Source organism: Gordonia sp. (in: high G+C Gram-positive bacteria) (assembly GCF_012515855.1).
Taxonomy (GTDB): domain Bacteria; phylum Actinomycetota; class Actinomycetes; order Mycobacteriales; family Mycobacteriaceae; genus Gordonia.
Genome location: NZ_JAAYXO010000078.1, coordinates 1 through 13,860 on the forward strand (window position 1 = coordinate 1; position 13,860 = coordinate 13,860).

Annotated in this window: 16 protein-coding genes; 15 read left to right on the forward strand and 1 reads right to left on the reverse strand. The window is 70.3% G+C overall.

All coding sequences use genetic code 11. From position 1 onward, the window contains the following. Nucleotides 1–31: 31 nt before the first annotated feature. On the reverse strand, nt 32–580 hold the full coding sequence (locus GX543_RS05645) for a YceI family protein (protein ID WP_290850437.1): 549 nt from the start codon (nt 578–580) through the stop codon (nt 32–34). Between the two features lie 187 nt (nt 581–767). On the opposite strand from GX543_RS05645, the gene rplM reads away from it, so the two are divergent. The 15 genes from rplM to tsaD all read left to right on the forward strand — a co-directional run bounded on the left by rplM (nt 768) and on the right by tsaD (nt 13,811). Then, nucleotides 768–1,211 carry a 50S ribosomal protein L13 gene (gene rplM, locus GX543_RS05650; protein WP_290850439.1) on the forward strand — a complete coding sequence of 148 codons (444 nt, stop codon included), beginning with the start codon at nt 768–770 and terminating at the stop codon, nt 1,209–1,211. Beyond that, the gene (rpsI, locus tag GX543_RS05655) at nt 1,208–1,735 is read left to right on the forward strand and encodes a 30S ribosomal protein S9 (protein ID WP_290850441.1); all 528 of its coding nucleotides are present in this window, start codon (nt 1,208–1,210) and stop codon (nt 1,733–1,735) included. The genes rplM and rpsI overlap by 4 nt, the downstream gene beginning before the upstream one ends. Then, nucleotides 1,736–3,067: a phosphoglucosamine mutase gene (glmM, locus tag GX543_RS05660; protein WP_290850443.1), complete on the forward strand. Its 1,332-nt coding sequence runs from the start codon at nt 1,736–1,738 to the stop codon at nt 3,065–3,067. A 96-nt stretch (nt 3,068–3,163) separates the two neighbouring features. Continuing rightward, nucleotides 3,164–3,520 (forward strand): hypothetical protein, encoded by a 357-nt coding sequence (locus tag GX543_RS05665; protein WP_290850444.1) that lies wholly within the window; start codon nt 3,164–3,166, stop codon nt 3,518–3,520. Then, on the forward strand, nt 3,517–4,209 hold the full coding sequence (locus tag GX543_RS05670; RefSeq protein ID WP_290850445.1) for a hypothetical protein: 693 nt from the start codon (nt 3,517–3,519) through the stop codon (nt 4,207–4,209). The genes GX543_RS05665 and GX543_RS05670 overlap by 4 nt, the downstream gene beginning before the upstream one ends. Beyond that, complete coding sequence (locus GX543_RS05675; protein WP_290850447.1) at nt 4,206–4,448, forward strand: hypothetical protein; 243 nt, start codon at nt 4,206–4,208, stop codon at nt 4,446–4,448. Before GX543_RS05670 ends, GX543_RS05675 begins: the two co-directional genes overlap by 4 nt. A 24-nt stretch (nt 4,449–4,472) precedes the next feature. Beyond that, a complete protein-coding gene (locus GX543_RS05680; RefSeq protein ID WP_290850449.1) occupies nt 4,473–5,375 on the forward strand; it encodes an alpha/beta hydrolase in 903 nt (300 codons plus the stop codon). Nucleotides 5,376–5,391: 16 nt separating this feature from the next. Next, a complete protein-coding gene (gene glmS, locus GX543_RS05685; protein ID WP_290850450.1) occupies nt 5,392–7,254 on the forward strand; it encodes a glutamine--fructose-6-phosphate transaminase (isomerizing) in 1,863 nt (620 codons plus the stop codon). Between the two features lie 22 nt (nt 7,255–7,276). Next, nucleotides 7,277–8,704 carry an NAD(P)H-hydrate dehydratase gene (locus GX543_RS05690; RefSeq protein WP_290850452.1) on the forward strand — a complete coding sequence of 476 codons (1,428 nt, stop codon included), beginning with the start codon at nt 7,277–7,279 and terminating at the stop codon, nt 8,702–8,704. A 5-nt stretch (nt 8,705–8,709) separates the two neighbouring features. After that, complete coding sequence (gene alr, locus GX543_RS05695) at nt 8,710–9,861, forward strand: alanine racemase (RefSeq protein WP_290850454.1); 1,152 nt, start codon at nt 8,710–8,712, stop codon at nt 9,859–9,861. A 2-nt stretch (nt 9,862–9,863) separates the two neighbouring features. Further along, on the forward strand, nt 9,864–11,102 hold the full coding sequence (locus GX543_RS05700; protein ID WP_290850456.1) for an alpha/beta hydrolase: 1,239 nt from the start codon (nt 9,864–9,866) through the stop codon (nt 11,100–11,102). After that, nucleotides 11,095–11,559: a tRNA (adenosine(37)-N6)-threonylcarbamoyltransferase complex ATPase subunit type 1 TsaE gene (gene tsaE, locus GX543_RS05705; RefSeq protein ID WP_290850458.1), complete on the forward strand. Its 465-nt coding sequence runs from the start codon at nt 11,095–11,097 to the stop codon at nt 11,557–11,559. The genes GX543_RS05700 and tsaE overlap by 8 nt, the downstream gene beginning before the upstream one ends. Beyond that, the gene (gene tsaB / locus GX543_RS05710; protein ID WP_290850459.1) at nt 11,556–12,278 is read left to right on the forward strand and encodes a tRNA (adenosine(37)-N6)-threonylcarbamoyltransferase complex dimerization subunit type 1 TsaB; all 723 of its coding nucleotides are present in this window, start codon (nt 11,556–11,558) and stop codon (nt 12,276–12,278) included. Before tsaE ends, tsaB begins: the two co-directional genes overlap by 4 nt. Beyond that, a complete protein-coding gene (gene rimI / locus GX543_RS05715; RefSeq protein WP_290850460.1) occupies nt 12,271–12,786 on the forward strand; it encodes a ribosomal protein S18-alanine N-acetyltransferase in 516 nt (171 codons plus the stop codon). Before tsaB ends, rimI begins: the two co-directional genes overlap by 8 nt. Continuing rightward, nucleotides 12,783–13,811, forward strand: a complete 1,029-nt coding sequence (gene tsaD, locus GX543_RS05720) for a tRNA (adenosine(37)-N6)-threonylcarbamoyltransferase complex transferase subunit TsaD (protein ID WP_290850462.1) — start codon at nt 12,783–12,785, stop codon at nt 13,809–13,811. Before rimI ends, tsaD begins: the two co-directional genes overlap by 4 nt. Nucleotides 13,812–13,860: the final 49 nt, after the last annotated feature.

Here is a 13,860-nt window from a genome sequence, read left to right on the forward strand (position 1 = left end):
AGTGCAGCGCCGGAAACTCCCGAATGCGACGTTACTCGGACCCGCCGGAGGCGTCGGGAACTCGGGTCTCCAGCGCCACGATCACGTCGTCGGCCACCTTCAACGCGCCCATCATCAACGAGTACGGTTTCACCCCGAAGTCGGTCTGGGTGACGACCGACTCGCCCTGCACGGACGCGCCGTCGGAGGTCACCTCGACGGTGTGCGGCTTGGTGGTGCCGCAGATCGTCAGCTGCCCGCTCAGCCGGTATCCCGCGTCGGTCGGAGTCACCGCGTCGGCGACGAAAGTGACCTGTCCGAACTTCGCGGCCTTCAACGACTTCAGCGCGTTGAGGCGGGCGACGCCGCGTTCCGGAGCGGTCATCGGGGTCAGCCCGCCTTCGCCGGAACGCACCTGGAGCGAGTCGACCTCGACGTTCAGGTCGACGGCGACGGGCGCCTCGTCGCGCAAGGACACGGTGGCGCGCCACCGGTCGAAGCCGAGCACGAGGCGGTGTCCGGTGCGAGCGGCCTTGCCGGTGACGTCGGTCCGGACCGTGAGGGCGCCCGTGTCCGGGCCGAGCTCTACCTGTCGAGTCATGCCGCTCACCCTACGACCACCGGACCCCGGTGTCGCCCAGGCTCGTTTTGACCTGGCGATCCCTGCCCGCGTAGTCTGGATCGCCGGTGCCCTGCAACAACGGAGCTCCCGGGTCCCCACTGGTCGCCGGGAGAGCACTCCGCGGGTGCGCTTTTGACCAGCAACACACGAACTAGTGAGGACTACTGTGCCTACCTACACCCCGAAGGCCGGTGACGTTACCCGCGAGTGGTACATCATCGACGCCACCGACGTGGTGCTCGGCCGCCTCGCCGTTGCGAGCGCGAACCTGCTCCGCGGCAAGGGCAAGCCGACCTTCGCCCCGCACATCGACGGCGGCGACTACGTCATCATCATCAATGCGGAGAAGGTCGCCGTCAGCGGCAACAAGCTGACCGACAAGCGTCTGTACCGCCACTCCGGCCACCCGGGCGGCCTGAAGTCCCAGTCGATCGGTGAGCTCCTGGCCACCAAGCCCGAGCGGGTCATCGAGAGCGCCGTCAAGGGCATGCTCCCCAAGAACAAGCTGGGCGATGCCATCGGTGGCAAGCTCAAGGTCTACGCGGGCTCCGACCATCCGCACGCCGCGCAGAAGCCGGTCAACTACGAGATCAAGCAGGTGGCCCAGTGACCGAGAACAACGTGAACGACGTCGACGTTGATGTCGAGATCATCGAAGAAGAGTCGCTGAGCGAAGACGGCAGCTACACCACCGAGTCGGTCGAGGTCGTCGAAGCCGACGTCGTGACCCGCGGTCCCGTCGTCCTCGACGCACCGGTCAACGCCATCGGCCGCCGCAAGGAGGCCGTCGTCCGCGTGCGCCTCGTCCCCGGCACCGGTGAGTTCACCCTCAACGGCCGCACTCTCGAGGACTACTTCCCGAACAAGGTGCACCAGCAGCTGATCAAGGCTCCGCTGGTGACCGTCGAGCGCACCGACGCCTTCGACATCCACGCTCGCCTCGTCGGTGGCGGCCCCTCGGGCCAGGCAGGCGCGCTGCGTCTGGCCATCGCTCGCGGCCTCATCGAGGTCAGCCCCGAGGATCGTCCGGCTCTCAAGAAGGCCGGCTTCCTCACCCGCGATGCGCGTGCTGTCGAGCGTAAGAAGTACGGCCTGAAGAAGGCCCGCAAGGCTTCGCAGTACAGCAAGCGCTAAGTGGCTCGCCTTTTCGGCACCGACGGCGTCCGCGGCCGGGCCAACGATCAGCTCACTCCCGAGTTGGCGTTGGGCCTGGCCTCGGCCGCCGTTTGCGTTCTCGGTGCAAATGCAGAAACCAACCGCCCCCGGGTGGTGGTCGGACGCGATCCGCGTGCGTCCGGAGAGTTCCTCGAAGCCGCGCTCTGCGCGGGACTGGCCGCAGCGGGTGCTGACGCCATCCGCGTCGGCGTGGTGCCCACGCCGGCCGTGGCGTTCCTGACCGCCGACTATCGCGCCGACTTCGGCGTGATGATCTCCGCGTCGCACAACCCGATGCCCGACAACGGCATCAAGTTCTTCGCCGCCGGGGGCCACAAGCTGCCCGACAGCGTGGAAGACGCGATCGAAGCGGCGATGGAGGACGACCAGGTGCGGCCGATCGGTGCAGCCGTCGGCCGGATCGTCGACGCCACCGATGCCGCCGATCGCTACCTGGCGCATCTTGCTCAGGCGGTGCCGCAGCCGCTCGACGGCTTGACCCTGGTGGTCGACTGCGCGCACGGAGCGGCGTCGCACGTCGGGCCGCGCGCCTATGAGGCCGCGGGCGCCAAGGTCATCGCGATCCACTCCGAGCCCGACGGGCTGAACATCAACGACGACTGCGGGTCCACCCACATGGACAAGCTGCAGGCGGCCGTCCTCGAGCACGGCGCCGACCTGGGCCTGGCCCACGACGGCGACGCCGATCGCTGCCTGGCCGTCGACTCCACCGGAGCCGTCGTCGACGGCGACATGATCATGGCCGTGCTCGCCCTGGCTATGCACGAGGCCGGCGATCTGGTGGACTCGGTGCTGGTCGCGACCGTCATGAGCAACCTGGGTCTGCACCTGGCGATGAAGGCCGCGGGCATCGAACTCAAGGTGACCGGGGTGGGCGACCGCTACGTGCTTGAAGAGCTGCGGGCGGGCGGTTACGCGCTGGGCGGTGAGCAGTCGGGTCACATCGTGGTCCCGTCGGTCGGCACCACCGGCGACGGCGTCCTCACCGGCCTGCTGCTGGCCGCACGGGTGGCGAAGACCGGTCAGCGGCTGGCTGATCTCACGAGTGTCATGACGGTGCTCCCGCAGGAGCTCATCAACGTTCCGGTCTCCGACAAGCACGCGGTGGCGACGGCCGAGGCCGTCCTTGTCGCCGTCGCCGAGGCGGAGGCCGAGCTAGACGGTCAGGGCCGGATCCTGCTGCGCCCGTCCGGGACCGAGCAGTTGGTCCGCGTGATGGTCGAAGCACAGACTCCCGAATCCGCGCGCGGTATCGCCGAGCGCGTGGCGGCGGTGGTCGCGGGCGTCTGACGCTCCCGCATTCGCTTTCGTTTCACCAGACAAAGTCCCCGTCGGATCCCTCCGACGGGGACTTTCTTGGCATCCGGGCCTTGCGGTCGGCGTGTCGTGGAACCGAACGCGCGATCGCTGCGTCCAACAGATATGGACATCGGTGGCGAACACGGGCTCAGCGTCGACCTCGGCGGGTTGGCGCAGCTGACTCGGATGCAGGAGGGCATCGTGCGGGCGGTCGACGCGTGCGCGGTGCAGTTGGCGAGCGACGATCTGTGTCGGTGGGCCGACGACGGTCCGGTCCACCGCTCGGCCGTAGCGACCGCGGAGCAGTTGCGTGAGCTCGCCGCTCGTTTCCGCAGTTGTGGCATCGCCGTGGACGCCGTCGCCGCCGACCTGGGCCGCGCGAATCGCGCGTTCGCCGAGTCGGAGGGTGTCGCGGTGCACTCCATCGCCGGGGCGGACCGATGACTCTGCTGCCCGCGGCCGAGACAGCCGAGGTGCGTCCGCCGGAGAACCAGTCCCCGCGGGGACCGTCGTCCGCGGAGGGGTTCGTCGCGCTCATCGCGGTCTGCCGGGAACTCGGACTCACGAGCATCGACGACGAAACGGTCCGACGGCCGCATCGCCGCGTCGACGAGTTCCGGCACGCGCACTTCTCGAGCGACGCCCTGCGGCTCACTCGGCTCGCGGAGTCGTTGGCGCAGGCCGCAGACGTCGATGGGGTGGGGGAGACGTCCGTCGCGGAGTGGTCGGGCCGGGCCGGTCGTGCCGCGGGCGGGGCCCTGCGGGTGGTCGGAGACGAGTTGGCCGGGCTGCGCGCGCGCCTCGATGCGGGCGCGGAGGCGACGGCGCAGGCCGACGCGATCCTCCGGGAGGTCCTCGGTAGACACCGGGGTGTCCTCGCGACGGTGAGCAGGCCGCGATTGGCGGGCTACGACCTCGAGGCCCTGCCTGCCGCGCTGAACTCCGGTGCGCTGAGTCCGCATTCGTTGCGGGGCGAGGTCCAGGCGCGGCTCGACTACGCCGAGTCCGCGGGCGTCCTGGCGGGCGATGCGATCGCAGGCGTCGCCGCCGAGGTGGCGACGGCATGGTCGGTCGGCGCCGGTTCCGCCGACGCGGGCTCGGCGGGCGAACTGATCCTGGCGGACCTGCAATGACGGCCGCCGTGATCCGGCTGGACGCGATCGCCGCCCACACCGCGGCCGGATTCGATGCCGCTGATCGGCGTTACCGCGACCGCACCGCCGCGGTCCGTACCGCGCGCCGAGAGCCGCCCGCGGTACGGAGGCTCCGGGCCCGGCTGATCGCCGACGCCGACGCGGCCGACGGCGTGGTGCCGCAGTTGCTCCTGCCCGCCGGGCTCGACGCGGCGCGGCCGGGAGTACGCCGGCGGTGACGACGCATGTCATAGGGTGGACTCGTGTTCGGGAACAAGAAGGTCGTGGCGCCGCCGCCCGACAAGCTGATGAAAGAGCTCGCCCGCCGCGGACCGGAGAAGGTCGACCGCGGCGATCTCGGGATCGTCGGCATGTCCGGTCAGGTCTTCGCGCCGCGGACGGGCCGCGGTCTGCCCGCCGTCGTCTTCGGTCACGGCTGGCTGGTCGGCAGTGCGCGCTACCGCGACCTGCTGTTCCACCTCGCGTCGTGGGGCATCGTCGTCGCGGCGCCCGACGGCAGCCGGGGGCCGTTCCCGTCGGACATCGAGTTCGGCACTGATCTGCGGGCGGCCGCGACGGTCGTCAGCAGCGTGCGCCTCGGTACCGGAGCCATCTCGGTTGATCCGACGCGAATCGGTGTGGCGGGCCACGGTTTCGGTGCCGCGGCAGCGGTCCGGGCGGCGTCGGACGCGATCCTCCTGGGGCGACCGCCCGTGGACGTGAAGGCCCTCGCGGCCGTGTTCCCCGCTCCGACCACCGCCGACCTGTCGCTCGCGGCGTCGAGTGTCACCGCGCCGGCGCTGGTGGTCGCCGGTGCCGCGCACCTGTCGTCGATGACGGGCAATGCGCTCGACCTCGCCGAGAACCTCGGCGGCGATGTGGCGTTGCGCACACTGGCGGGAGCCTCGGATCGGGACCTGATCGAGACTCCGTCCGTGCGGTCGCTGATCGGCGTCAACGGTGCCGACAAGTCGGTCCACGCTGCGGTTCGCGCCCAGCTGACGGGCTTCTTCCTGCACCGATTGACCGGCGACGAGAAGTACGCGGCTTTCTCGGATCCGGACCAGACGATGGGCGAGGTCCTGGCCGTCGACGTGCCGAACGCCGAGCGTCCCGAGCTCGACAACGTCTCGCAGTTGCTCGGCTCCAAGGCACGCTCCGCCTGACGCTATTCTTGGTCCCATGTGTGGAATCGTGGGATATGTGGGCAAGCGCGACGCGCTCGACATCGTCGTCGACGCCCTGCGCCGGATGGAATACCGCGGCTACGACTCCGCGGGCGTGGCGATCCTCGACGGCAAGGGGACGCTGGCCGTGGAGAAGAAGGCCGGCAGGCTCGAGAACCTCGACAAGCAGATCGCCGAAGTGGGCCGCGACAGCCTGCTGGGCAGCACCGGAATGGGCCACACCCGCTGGGCCACCCACGGGCAGCCCACCGACCGCAACGCGCACCCGCACGTCAGCTCCGACCGCAAGATCGCGGTGGTGCACAACGGCATCATCGAGAACTACGCGCCGCTCCGTGCCGGCCTGGAGAGCTCCGGCATCGAGTTCTCGTCGGACACCGACACCGAGACCGCCGTGCACCTGATGGAGCACGAGTACGCCTCCGGCCGGCACGCTGGCGACTTCGTGGCCTCGGCCTACGCCACCCTGCGGCGACTGGAAGGCGCGTTCACCCTGGTCTTCACGCACGCCGACCACCCCGACACGATCGTCGCCGCACGCCGGTCGACCCCGCTGGTGGTCGGCGTCGGTGACGGTGAGATGTTCGTCGCGTCCGACGTCACGGCCTTCATCGAGCACACCCGCGACGCCGTGGAACTGGGCCAGGACGAGGTCGTGGTCATCACCGCCGACAGCTACACGGTCACCGACTTCGACGGCAACGCGACCGGCGGCAAGCCGTTCCACATCGACTGGGATCTCGCCGCCGCCGAGAAGGGCGGTTACGACTACTTCATGCTCAAGGAGATCGCCGAGCAGCCCGCCGCGCTGTCGGACACCCTCCTCGGGCACCTGCAGGACGGGCGCATCGTGCTCGACGAGCAGCGCCTCTCCGACCAGGATCTGCGTGACGTCGACAAGGTCTTCGTAGTGGCCTGCGGCACCGCGTACCACGCGGGCATGATCGCCAAGTACGCGATCGAGCACTGGACCCGACTGCCCGTCGAGGTGGAGCTGGCCAGTGAGTTCCGCTACCGCGACCCGGTGCTCGACCGGTCGACGCTGGTGGTGGCCATCAGCCAGTCCGGCGAGACCGCAGACACCCTGGAGGCGGTGCGCCACGCCAAGGACCAGAAGGCGCGCGTCCTCGCGATCTGCAACACCAACGGAGCGCAGATTCCGCGCGAATCCGACGCAGTGCTCTACACGCACGCCGGCCCGGAGATCGGCGTCGCGTCCACCAAGTGCTTCCTGGCACAGATCGCCGCCGCCTACATGGTGGGCCTCGCGCTCGCGCAGGCGATGGGCACCAAGTACCAGGACGAGGTGATCCGCGAGTTCGAAGAGCTCGAGCGGATCCCGCAGGCCGTGGAGAAGGTGCTCGAGCAGATGGAACCGGTGCGTGAGCTGGCGCGCAGCTACGCGTCGTCGGACACCGTGCTGTTCCTGGGCCGCCACGTCGGCTACCCGGTGGCGCTGGAGGGCGCCCTGAAGCTCAAGGAACTCGCGTACATCCATGCCGAGGGGTTTGCCGCCGGTGAGCTCAAGCACGGTCCGATCGCCCTCATCGAAGACGGTCTGCCGGTGATCATCGTGATGCCGTCGCCGACCGGTCGGGCGCTGCTGCACTCCAAGATGGTCAGCAACATCCGCGAGATCCAGGCCCGCGGGGCCACGACGATCGTCTTGGCGGAGGCCGACGACGCCGCCGCGGCTGCGGTGGCCGATCACCTGATCCCGATCCCGAGCACCCCGACGCTGCTGCAGCCCCTGGTCTCGACGGTGCCGCTGCAGGTGTTCGCCGCCACCGTCGCGCAGTCGCGCGGCTACGACGTCGACAAGCCTCGCAACCTCGCCAAGTCCGTCACCGTCGAATAGCGGCGAAGAAGAGGGCCGAACCATGATCGGTTACTACACCGCCGCACAGATCCGCGCCGCCGAGGAGGCGACCGGAGAACTGCTGACGGGCGGTTTGCTCATGGCGCGGGCGGCGACCGCCGTCGCGGGCACTGTCCTGACGGCTGTTCGTCGCCGGACCGGAGGCGTCTACGGTCGCACGGTGCTGCTGGTGGTCGGAGCGGGGAACAACGGCGGCGACGCCCTCTACGCCGGTGCGATTCTCGCCAAGCGCGGCGTCCGCGTGCACGCGATCCTGCTGGATCCCGACCGGGCGCACATCGAGGGCCTGCGCGCCTTGCGACAGGCCGGCGGTCGGGTCACGGACCGTGTGCCCGAGCGCGTCGACGTCGCAGTCGACGCCGTGGTCGGCCTGGGTGGCAGAGGACCGCTGCGTCCGGTGGCCGCGCAGGTCTTCGCCGACCTCGCCGACCGTGGAACGACGGTGATTGCCGTCGACCTGCCGTCGGGCGTCGATCCGGACACCGGAACGGTGCACCACCCGTCGGTCCGCGCCGATGTCAGCGTCACTTTCGGCGCCCCGCGCATCGCGCACCTGGTGGCGGCACCGGCCTGCGGTGACGTGGTGGTGGCCGACATCGGACTCGATCTGCCGCCTGCCGCGCTGACCTGCCCGACCGACGCCGAGGTGGCGCGAGCCTGGCCGATCCCCGGACCGCACGACGACAAGTACACGCAGGGCGTGGTCGGCATCGTCGCCGGCTCCGCGCACTATCCCGGTGCGGCGGTGCTCGCGACGTCGGCGGCGGTCGCCGCGACGTCGGGGATGACCCGCTATGTGGGACCGGCGACGGACCAGGTGCTCGCGGTGTGTCCCGAGGTGGTCGCCGCGCCGACGATCGGTACCGCCGGACGCGTCCAGGCATGGGCGGTGGGCCCCGGATTCGGGACGGGTGAGCAGGCCCACGCGATCCTGGCCGATGTGCTGGCCGCCAACCTGCCGACCCTCATCGACGCCGACGGCATCACCGTGCTGGCTCAGCATCCCGAACTGCTCGCCGGTCGTACCGCACCGACCCTGCTGACCCCGCACGCCGGGGAGTTCGCACGACTCGCCGGGCAGGCCCCGGATCCCGACCGCCTGAGCGCCGTGCGCGAGCTCGCAGCTCGTCTGGACGTAACGGTCCTGCTCAAGGGGCGAATCACCCTGGTCGCCGACCCGGACGGACAGGTCAGCGGCACCGATGCGGCGTCCTCGTGGGCCGCGACCGCCGGAGCCGGCGACATCCTCACCGGCATCGCGGGAGCACTCCTCGCAGCGGGCCTGCCCGCTCGCCTCGCAGGCGTCAGCGCCGCCCGCGTCCACGCTCGCGCGGCGCGGCTGGCGAGCGGTGGAGCACCGATCGGAGCGTCGGTTCTGCGCGATGCCGTCGCTCCCGCGCTGCGCGAACTTTTGGATTTGCGAGAATAGAAGCGATGGATTCGCACGCCAACCTTTACGCCACAGTCGATCTCGGGGCCATTGCCCACAACGTCGGCGTCTTGCGCGACCGCTCCGGAGCCGATGTGATCGCGGTGGTCAAAGCCGACGGATACGCGCACGGCGCGGCACCGGTCGCTCGCGCAACGCTCGCCGCGGGAGCGATCGCGCTCGGCCTCGCCCAGATCCGCGAAGCAAGGGAACTGCGCGCGTCGGGCATCGACGGGCACCTCATCGCCTGGCTGCACACCGACCAGGCCGACTTCGCGGGCGCGGTGACCGACGACATCGACATCGCCGTCTCCTCGCCGCGGCAGCTGGCGGCGGTGGTCGCCGCCGCGCGGAGTGTCGGCCGCACGGCGACGGTCTCGGTGAAGGTCGACACCGGTCTGGCACGCAGCGGCATCAGCGCCGACGAGTGGGCACAATGCGTCGACGATCTCGCCGCCGCCTCCTCCGAGGGGGCCGTCCGGCTGTCGGGCGCCATGTGCCACCTGGCCTTCGGTGACGTGCCCGACCACCCGCTCAACAGCTTGCAGGCGCAGCGGCTCGACGACGCCGTCGCCGATCTCAAGCGCAGCGGCATGGCCCCCGACCTGGTGCACATCGCGAACTCGCCCGCGGCACTGACGCGTCCCGACTTGGCGCGCGACGCGGTTCGGCCCGGGCTGTCGGTGTACGGATACTCGCCGGTGCCCGACCTCGGCGACTTCGGCCTGATCCCGGCGATGACCCTCGAGAGTCGCATCTCCCTGATCAAGCGGATCCCGGCCGGCCAGGGCGTCTCGTACAACCACACCTGGGCCGCCGCCGAGGACACGTACCTCGGGGTGGTGCCCGCAGGTTACGCCGACGGCGTGCCGCGTGCGCTGTCCGGCAGGCTCGGCGTGCACGTGAACGGTCGCCTGTTTCCGAACGTCGGTCGAATCTGCATGGACCAGTTGGTGATCGACCTCGGACCGGACGGCGGTGGGGTCGCCGAGGGCGACCGGGCGATCCTGTTCGGTCCGCAGTCGGCGGCTGCGGGCGTTCCGGTGCCGACGGCGAAGGACTGGGCGGACGGGGTCGGCACCATCGACTACGAGATCATCTCGCGGGTGGGATCGCGCGCGGTCCGCCGGTACGTCAATGATCCAGCGGGGGAGTGAAGATGGCGAAACAGAACGGTCGGCGATCGGACCGGCAGCAAGCGGCGAACGGTAAGCGCGTGCCCGCGTGGCGTTCCGGCCTCGGTCAGGTCGGATCGCTGGGAGCGGTCACCGCGGGTCGGCGCAAGCAGCGCAAGTCACGCAAGCGCGCCGACCCCAACTCGGGCGCCGACTTCACCGCGATCTACCGCGACGAGGTCGCGACGGTCACCGCTGACGACGGCATCTCGCTCGCCGTCCGCACGGTCGTCACCGGCGAACCGGCGTCGAGCACCACCCAGTGGGGTCGGACGGCGACGCCCGAGCTCACCGTGATCTTCGTGCACGGATTCACCTTGCGGATGGCGTCGTGGCACTTTCAGCGGTTCGAGCTCGCCAAGCGCTGGGCCGACCGGAACATCAAGATGGTCTTCTACGATCAGCGCGGCCACGGGGCCAGCGACGCCGCACCCGACGAGAGCTGCACCATGGCGCAGCTCGGCGACGATCTCGCGGCGGTGATTCGCACCATGGCGCCCACCGGCCCGGTGGTCCTGGTCGGGCATTCGATGGGCGGGATGTCGGTCATGTCGCTCGCGCGCCGACACGCGAAGCTGTTCTCGCACAGTGGTCGCATCGCGGGCGTCGCGCTGGTGTCGACCGCCGCGCGCGGCATCACCGAGGCTGGTCTCGGCGAGGGGCTCAACAACCCGATCGTCGACGCGCTGCAGATCTCGGTGAAGTACATCCCGAAGGCGGTTCAGGCAGGGCGAGGCATCACCAGACGCGCCGTGGAGCCGGTGCTCGTGGCCGCCAGCTTCGGCAAGGACTACTACAGCCCGGCGGCGGGTCGGGCCGTCGAGAAAATGATTCAGAACACCCCGATCGCCACCATGGTGAACTTTCTGCGGGTGCTGTCGAGCCACGACGAGGCCACCGCGCTGCCGGTGATCGCCCAGGTGCCGACCGTGGTGCTGTGCGGCGACGAGGATCGACTCACCCCGCTGCACAACTCGCTGAACATGTACGCCCAGCTGGGCGACGACTCGCGATTGGTGATCGCCGAGGGCTGCGGCCACATGCTGCCGATGGAGGACCCGGACGCGGTCAACGACGCGGTGGACGATCTCGTCTCGCGTTCGCGCCTCGCTCTGGGGCGCCCCAAGATGCCCTGGCGCGGTCGTCGCAGCGGCGGGAAGGCGCGCAAGGCGGTCCACGGTGTCGACGACGGCACCGGTGTGGTGGAGGAATCCCATGGCTGAGGCATCCCCCGGGCGAGGCGGCTCCGGTTCGCGTGAGCTCCCCGAGGTCGCCGACACCGAAGCCCTCGGCACCGAACTGGCTGCCGAACTCGGGCCCGGCGATCTGGTGATCCTCGACGGCCCGCTCGGTGCGGGCAAGACCGCGATGACCCGCGGCATCGCGGCCGGACTCGGCGTCACGGGGCGCGTGTCGTCGCCCACCTTCATCATTGCGCGGCAGCACGCGCCCGGACCCGACGGCGGCCCCGGCCTGGTGCACGTGGACGCCTACCGCCTCGGCGGACTCGACGATCTCGACGCCCTGGACCTCGACACCGATCTCGACGACAGCGTCGTAGTGGTGGAATGGGGAGAGGGTGTGGTGGAGCGCCTCGTCGATCGATACCTGATGGTCCGGATGCGCCGTGACGACGACAGCGAGACCCGACATGCGACCTGGGAGTGGGTGAACCGATGAGCGAACAGACTCCGTCGCGAACGCGGCGTGTCCTGGCGATCGATACCGCGACCTCCGCGGTCGTGACCGGGGTGGTGGAACTGACCGGTGGCGGAGACACGACGAGCCTGGCCGAGCGCATCGTCACCGACCAGCGACGCCACGCCGAGGTCCTCACCGCCCTGATGCGCGACGCTCTGGCCGAGGCCGGCATCACGGGTACCGAACTGGACGCGGTCGTCGTTGGCTGCGGCCCCGGCCCGTTCACCGGCCTGCGGGTCGGCATGGCCACCGGATCTGCCTATGCCGACGCCCTCGGCATCCCGGCCTACGGGGTCTGCACGCTCGACGCGATCGACGCCGCGGTACCGACGGACGAACCCGGCGCGCGCCTGGTCCTGACCGATGCGCGACGCCGCGAGGTGTACTGGGCGGTCTACGACGGCGGTCGTCGGACGGCGGGCCCGGACGTGTCGGCGCCGGACGCTCTCGTCGCCGAGCTGTCGGGCGTCGACCTGACCGGTGTCGTCGGCGAGACGCGCTTCACCGAGCGTTTCGGGTTCGTCGGGAGCGAGCTCGTGACCCCGACAGCGGCGTCGCTGGTGTCGGTGGCCGCGCCCGAGATCCTCTCCTCGGCGCCGACCGAACCCCTGGCGCCGCTGTACCTGCGTCGTCCCGACGCCGTGGAACTCAAGGATCAGAAGCGCAAATCGCTGCTGCCGGCGGCGACGAATGACTGACCCCGCAGGGGCGATCCTGCCGTTCGTCGACGCGCTGAGGCCCGACGACCTGGTGCGCTGCGCGGAGATCGAAGCGGAACTGTTCGCAGGCGATTCGCCGTGGCCGCTGAGTGCGTTCGTCTCCGAGATCCGGGCGCCGCACAACAGCTACTTCGCGGCCCGGCAGGCCGCGGGCGGACCGGTGATCGGTTACGCGGGGATCAGCGTCCTCGGCCGGGCCGGTGCACACGAGTGCGAGGTCCATACGATCGCCGTCGACAAGGCCGGCCGGGGGAGCGGATACGGTCGCGCGCTGCTGACGAAGATGCTCGAGGTTGCCGACTCGGTGGACGCGCCGGTATTCCTGGAGGTGCGCACCGACAACGATCCGGCCATCGCGCTGTACGAGCGCAACGGCTTCGAGATCGCCGGAACTCGACGCAACTACTATCAACCGTCCGGAGCGGACGCGTACACCATGGTGCGCGCCGCGCGCACGGACCGGCCGGAAGGGCACGAGCACTCATGATCGTGATGGGCATCGAGAGCTCCTGCGACGAGACCGGCGTCGGCATCGTCGACTGGGACGGCGAGAAGGCCACGCTGCTGGCCGACGAAGTGGCTTCGAGCGTCGACGAGCACGCCCGCTACGGCGGCGTGGTGCCGGAGGTCGCGTCGCGGGCGCATCTGCAGGCCATGGTCCCGACGATGGCACGCGCCCGTGAGGCCGCGGGCATCGACCGCCCCGACGCGATCGCCGTCACCATCGGTCCGGGCCTGGCCGGCGCGCTGCTGGTGGGGGTCGCCGCAGCGAAGGCCTACGCCTTGGCCTGGGACGTGCCGCTGTACGCGGTGAATCACCTCGGCGGTCACATCGCCGTCGACACCCTCGAACACGGACCGATGCCGCCCGCCGTCGCGCTCCTGGTGTCGGGCGGACACACCCATCTGCTCGGCGTGCAGGATCTCTCGCGGCCGATCGTCGAGATGGGAACTACCGTCGACGACGCCGCGGGCGAGGCCTTCGACAAGGTGGCGCGACTCCTGGACCTCGGGTATCCGGGCGGCCCGGCGCTCGACGAGGCCGCACGCGACGGCGACCCGGCGGCCATTCCCTTCCCGCGCGGGATGACCGGTCCCCGCGACGCGCCGTTCGACTTCTCGTTCAGCGGGTTGAAGACCGCCGTGGCGCGCTACGTGGAGCAGCGGGTTCGCGCCGGGCAGAGTGTCTCGGTGCCCGACGTCGCGGCGTCATTCCAGGAGGCGGTCGCGGATGTGTTGACGGCGAAGGCGCTGCGGGCCTGCCGGGAACGCGACGTCGACACCCTGGTGCTCGGCGGCGGCGCGACCGCCAACTCGCGGATCCGCTCGCTGGCGGTGGAACGCACGACGGCCGCGGGCATCGACCTGCGGGTGCCGAAGCCGCGGTTGTGCACCGACAACGGCGTGATGGTCGCAGCGCTGGGGGCGCACGTCATCGACGGCGGCGCTCCGCCGTCCCCGCTCACGGTCGCGACCGACCCCGGAATGAGTGTGCAGATCAGTAAGCTCTGAGCGATCACCGTCCGATTCGCACCCCCATCCCTTGAGTGCTGGCACTCTC

Excerpts from the sequence above, each read along its gene's own strand:
- GX543_RS05645 (WP_290850437.1), bottom strand. The coding sequence starts at position 580 with ATGACTCGACAGGTAGAGCTCGGCCCGGACACGGGCGCCCTCACGGTC.
- GX543_RS05670 (WP_290850445.1), top strand. The coding sequence starts at position 3,517 with ATGACTCTGCTGCCCGCGGCCGAGACAGCCGAGGTGCGTCCGCCGGAG.
- GX543_RS05675 (WP_290850447.1), top strand. The coding sequence starts at position 4,206 with ATGACGGCCGCCGTGATCCGGCTGGACGCGATCGCCGCCCACACCGCG.
- glmS (WP_290850450.1), top strand. The coding sequence starts at position 5,392 with ATGTGTGGAATCGTGGGATATGTGGGCAAGCGCGACGCGCTCGACATC.
- GX543_RS05690 (WP_290850452.1), top strand. The coding sequence starts at position 7,277 with ATGATCGGTTACTACACCGCCGCACAGATCCGCGCCGCCGAGGAGGCG.
- alr (WP_290850454.1), top strand. The coding sequence starts at position 8,710 with ATGGATTCGCACGCCAACCTTTACGCCACAGTCGATCTCGGGGCCATT.
- GX543_RS05700 (WP_290850456.1), top strand. The coding sequence starts at position 9,864 with ATGGCGAAACAGAACGGTCGGCGATCGGACCGGCAGCAAGCGGCGAAC.
- tsaE (WP_290850458.1), top strand. The coding sequence starts at position 11,095 with ATGGCTGAGGCATCCCCCGGGCGAGGCGGCTCCGGTTCGCGTGAGCTC.
- tsaB (WP_290850459.1), top strand. The coding sequence starts at position 11,556 with ATGAGCGAACAGACTCCGTCGCGAACGCGGCGTGTCCTGGCGATCGAT.
- rimI (WP_290850460.1), top strand. The coding sequence starts at position 12,271 with ATGACTGACCCCGCAGGGGCGATCCTGCCGTTCGTCGACGCGCTGAGG.
- tsaD (WP_290850462.1), top strand. The coding sequence starts at position 12,783 with ATGATCGTGATGGGCATCGAGAGCTCCTGCGACGAGACCGGCGTCGGC.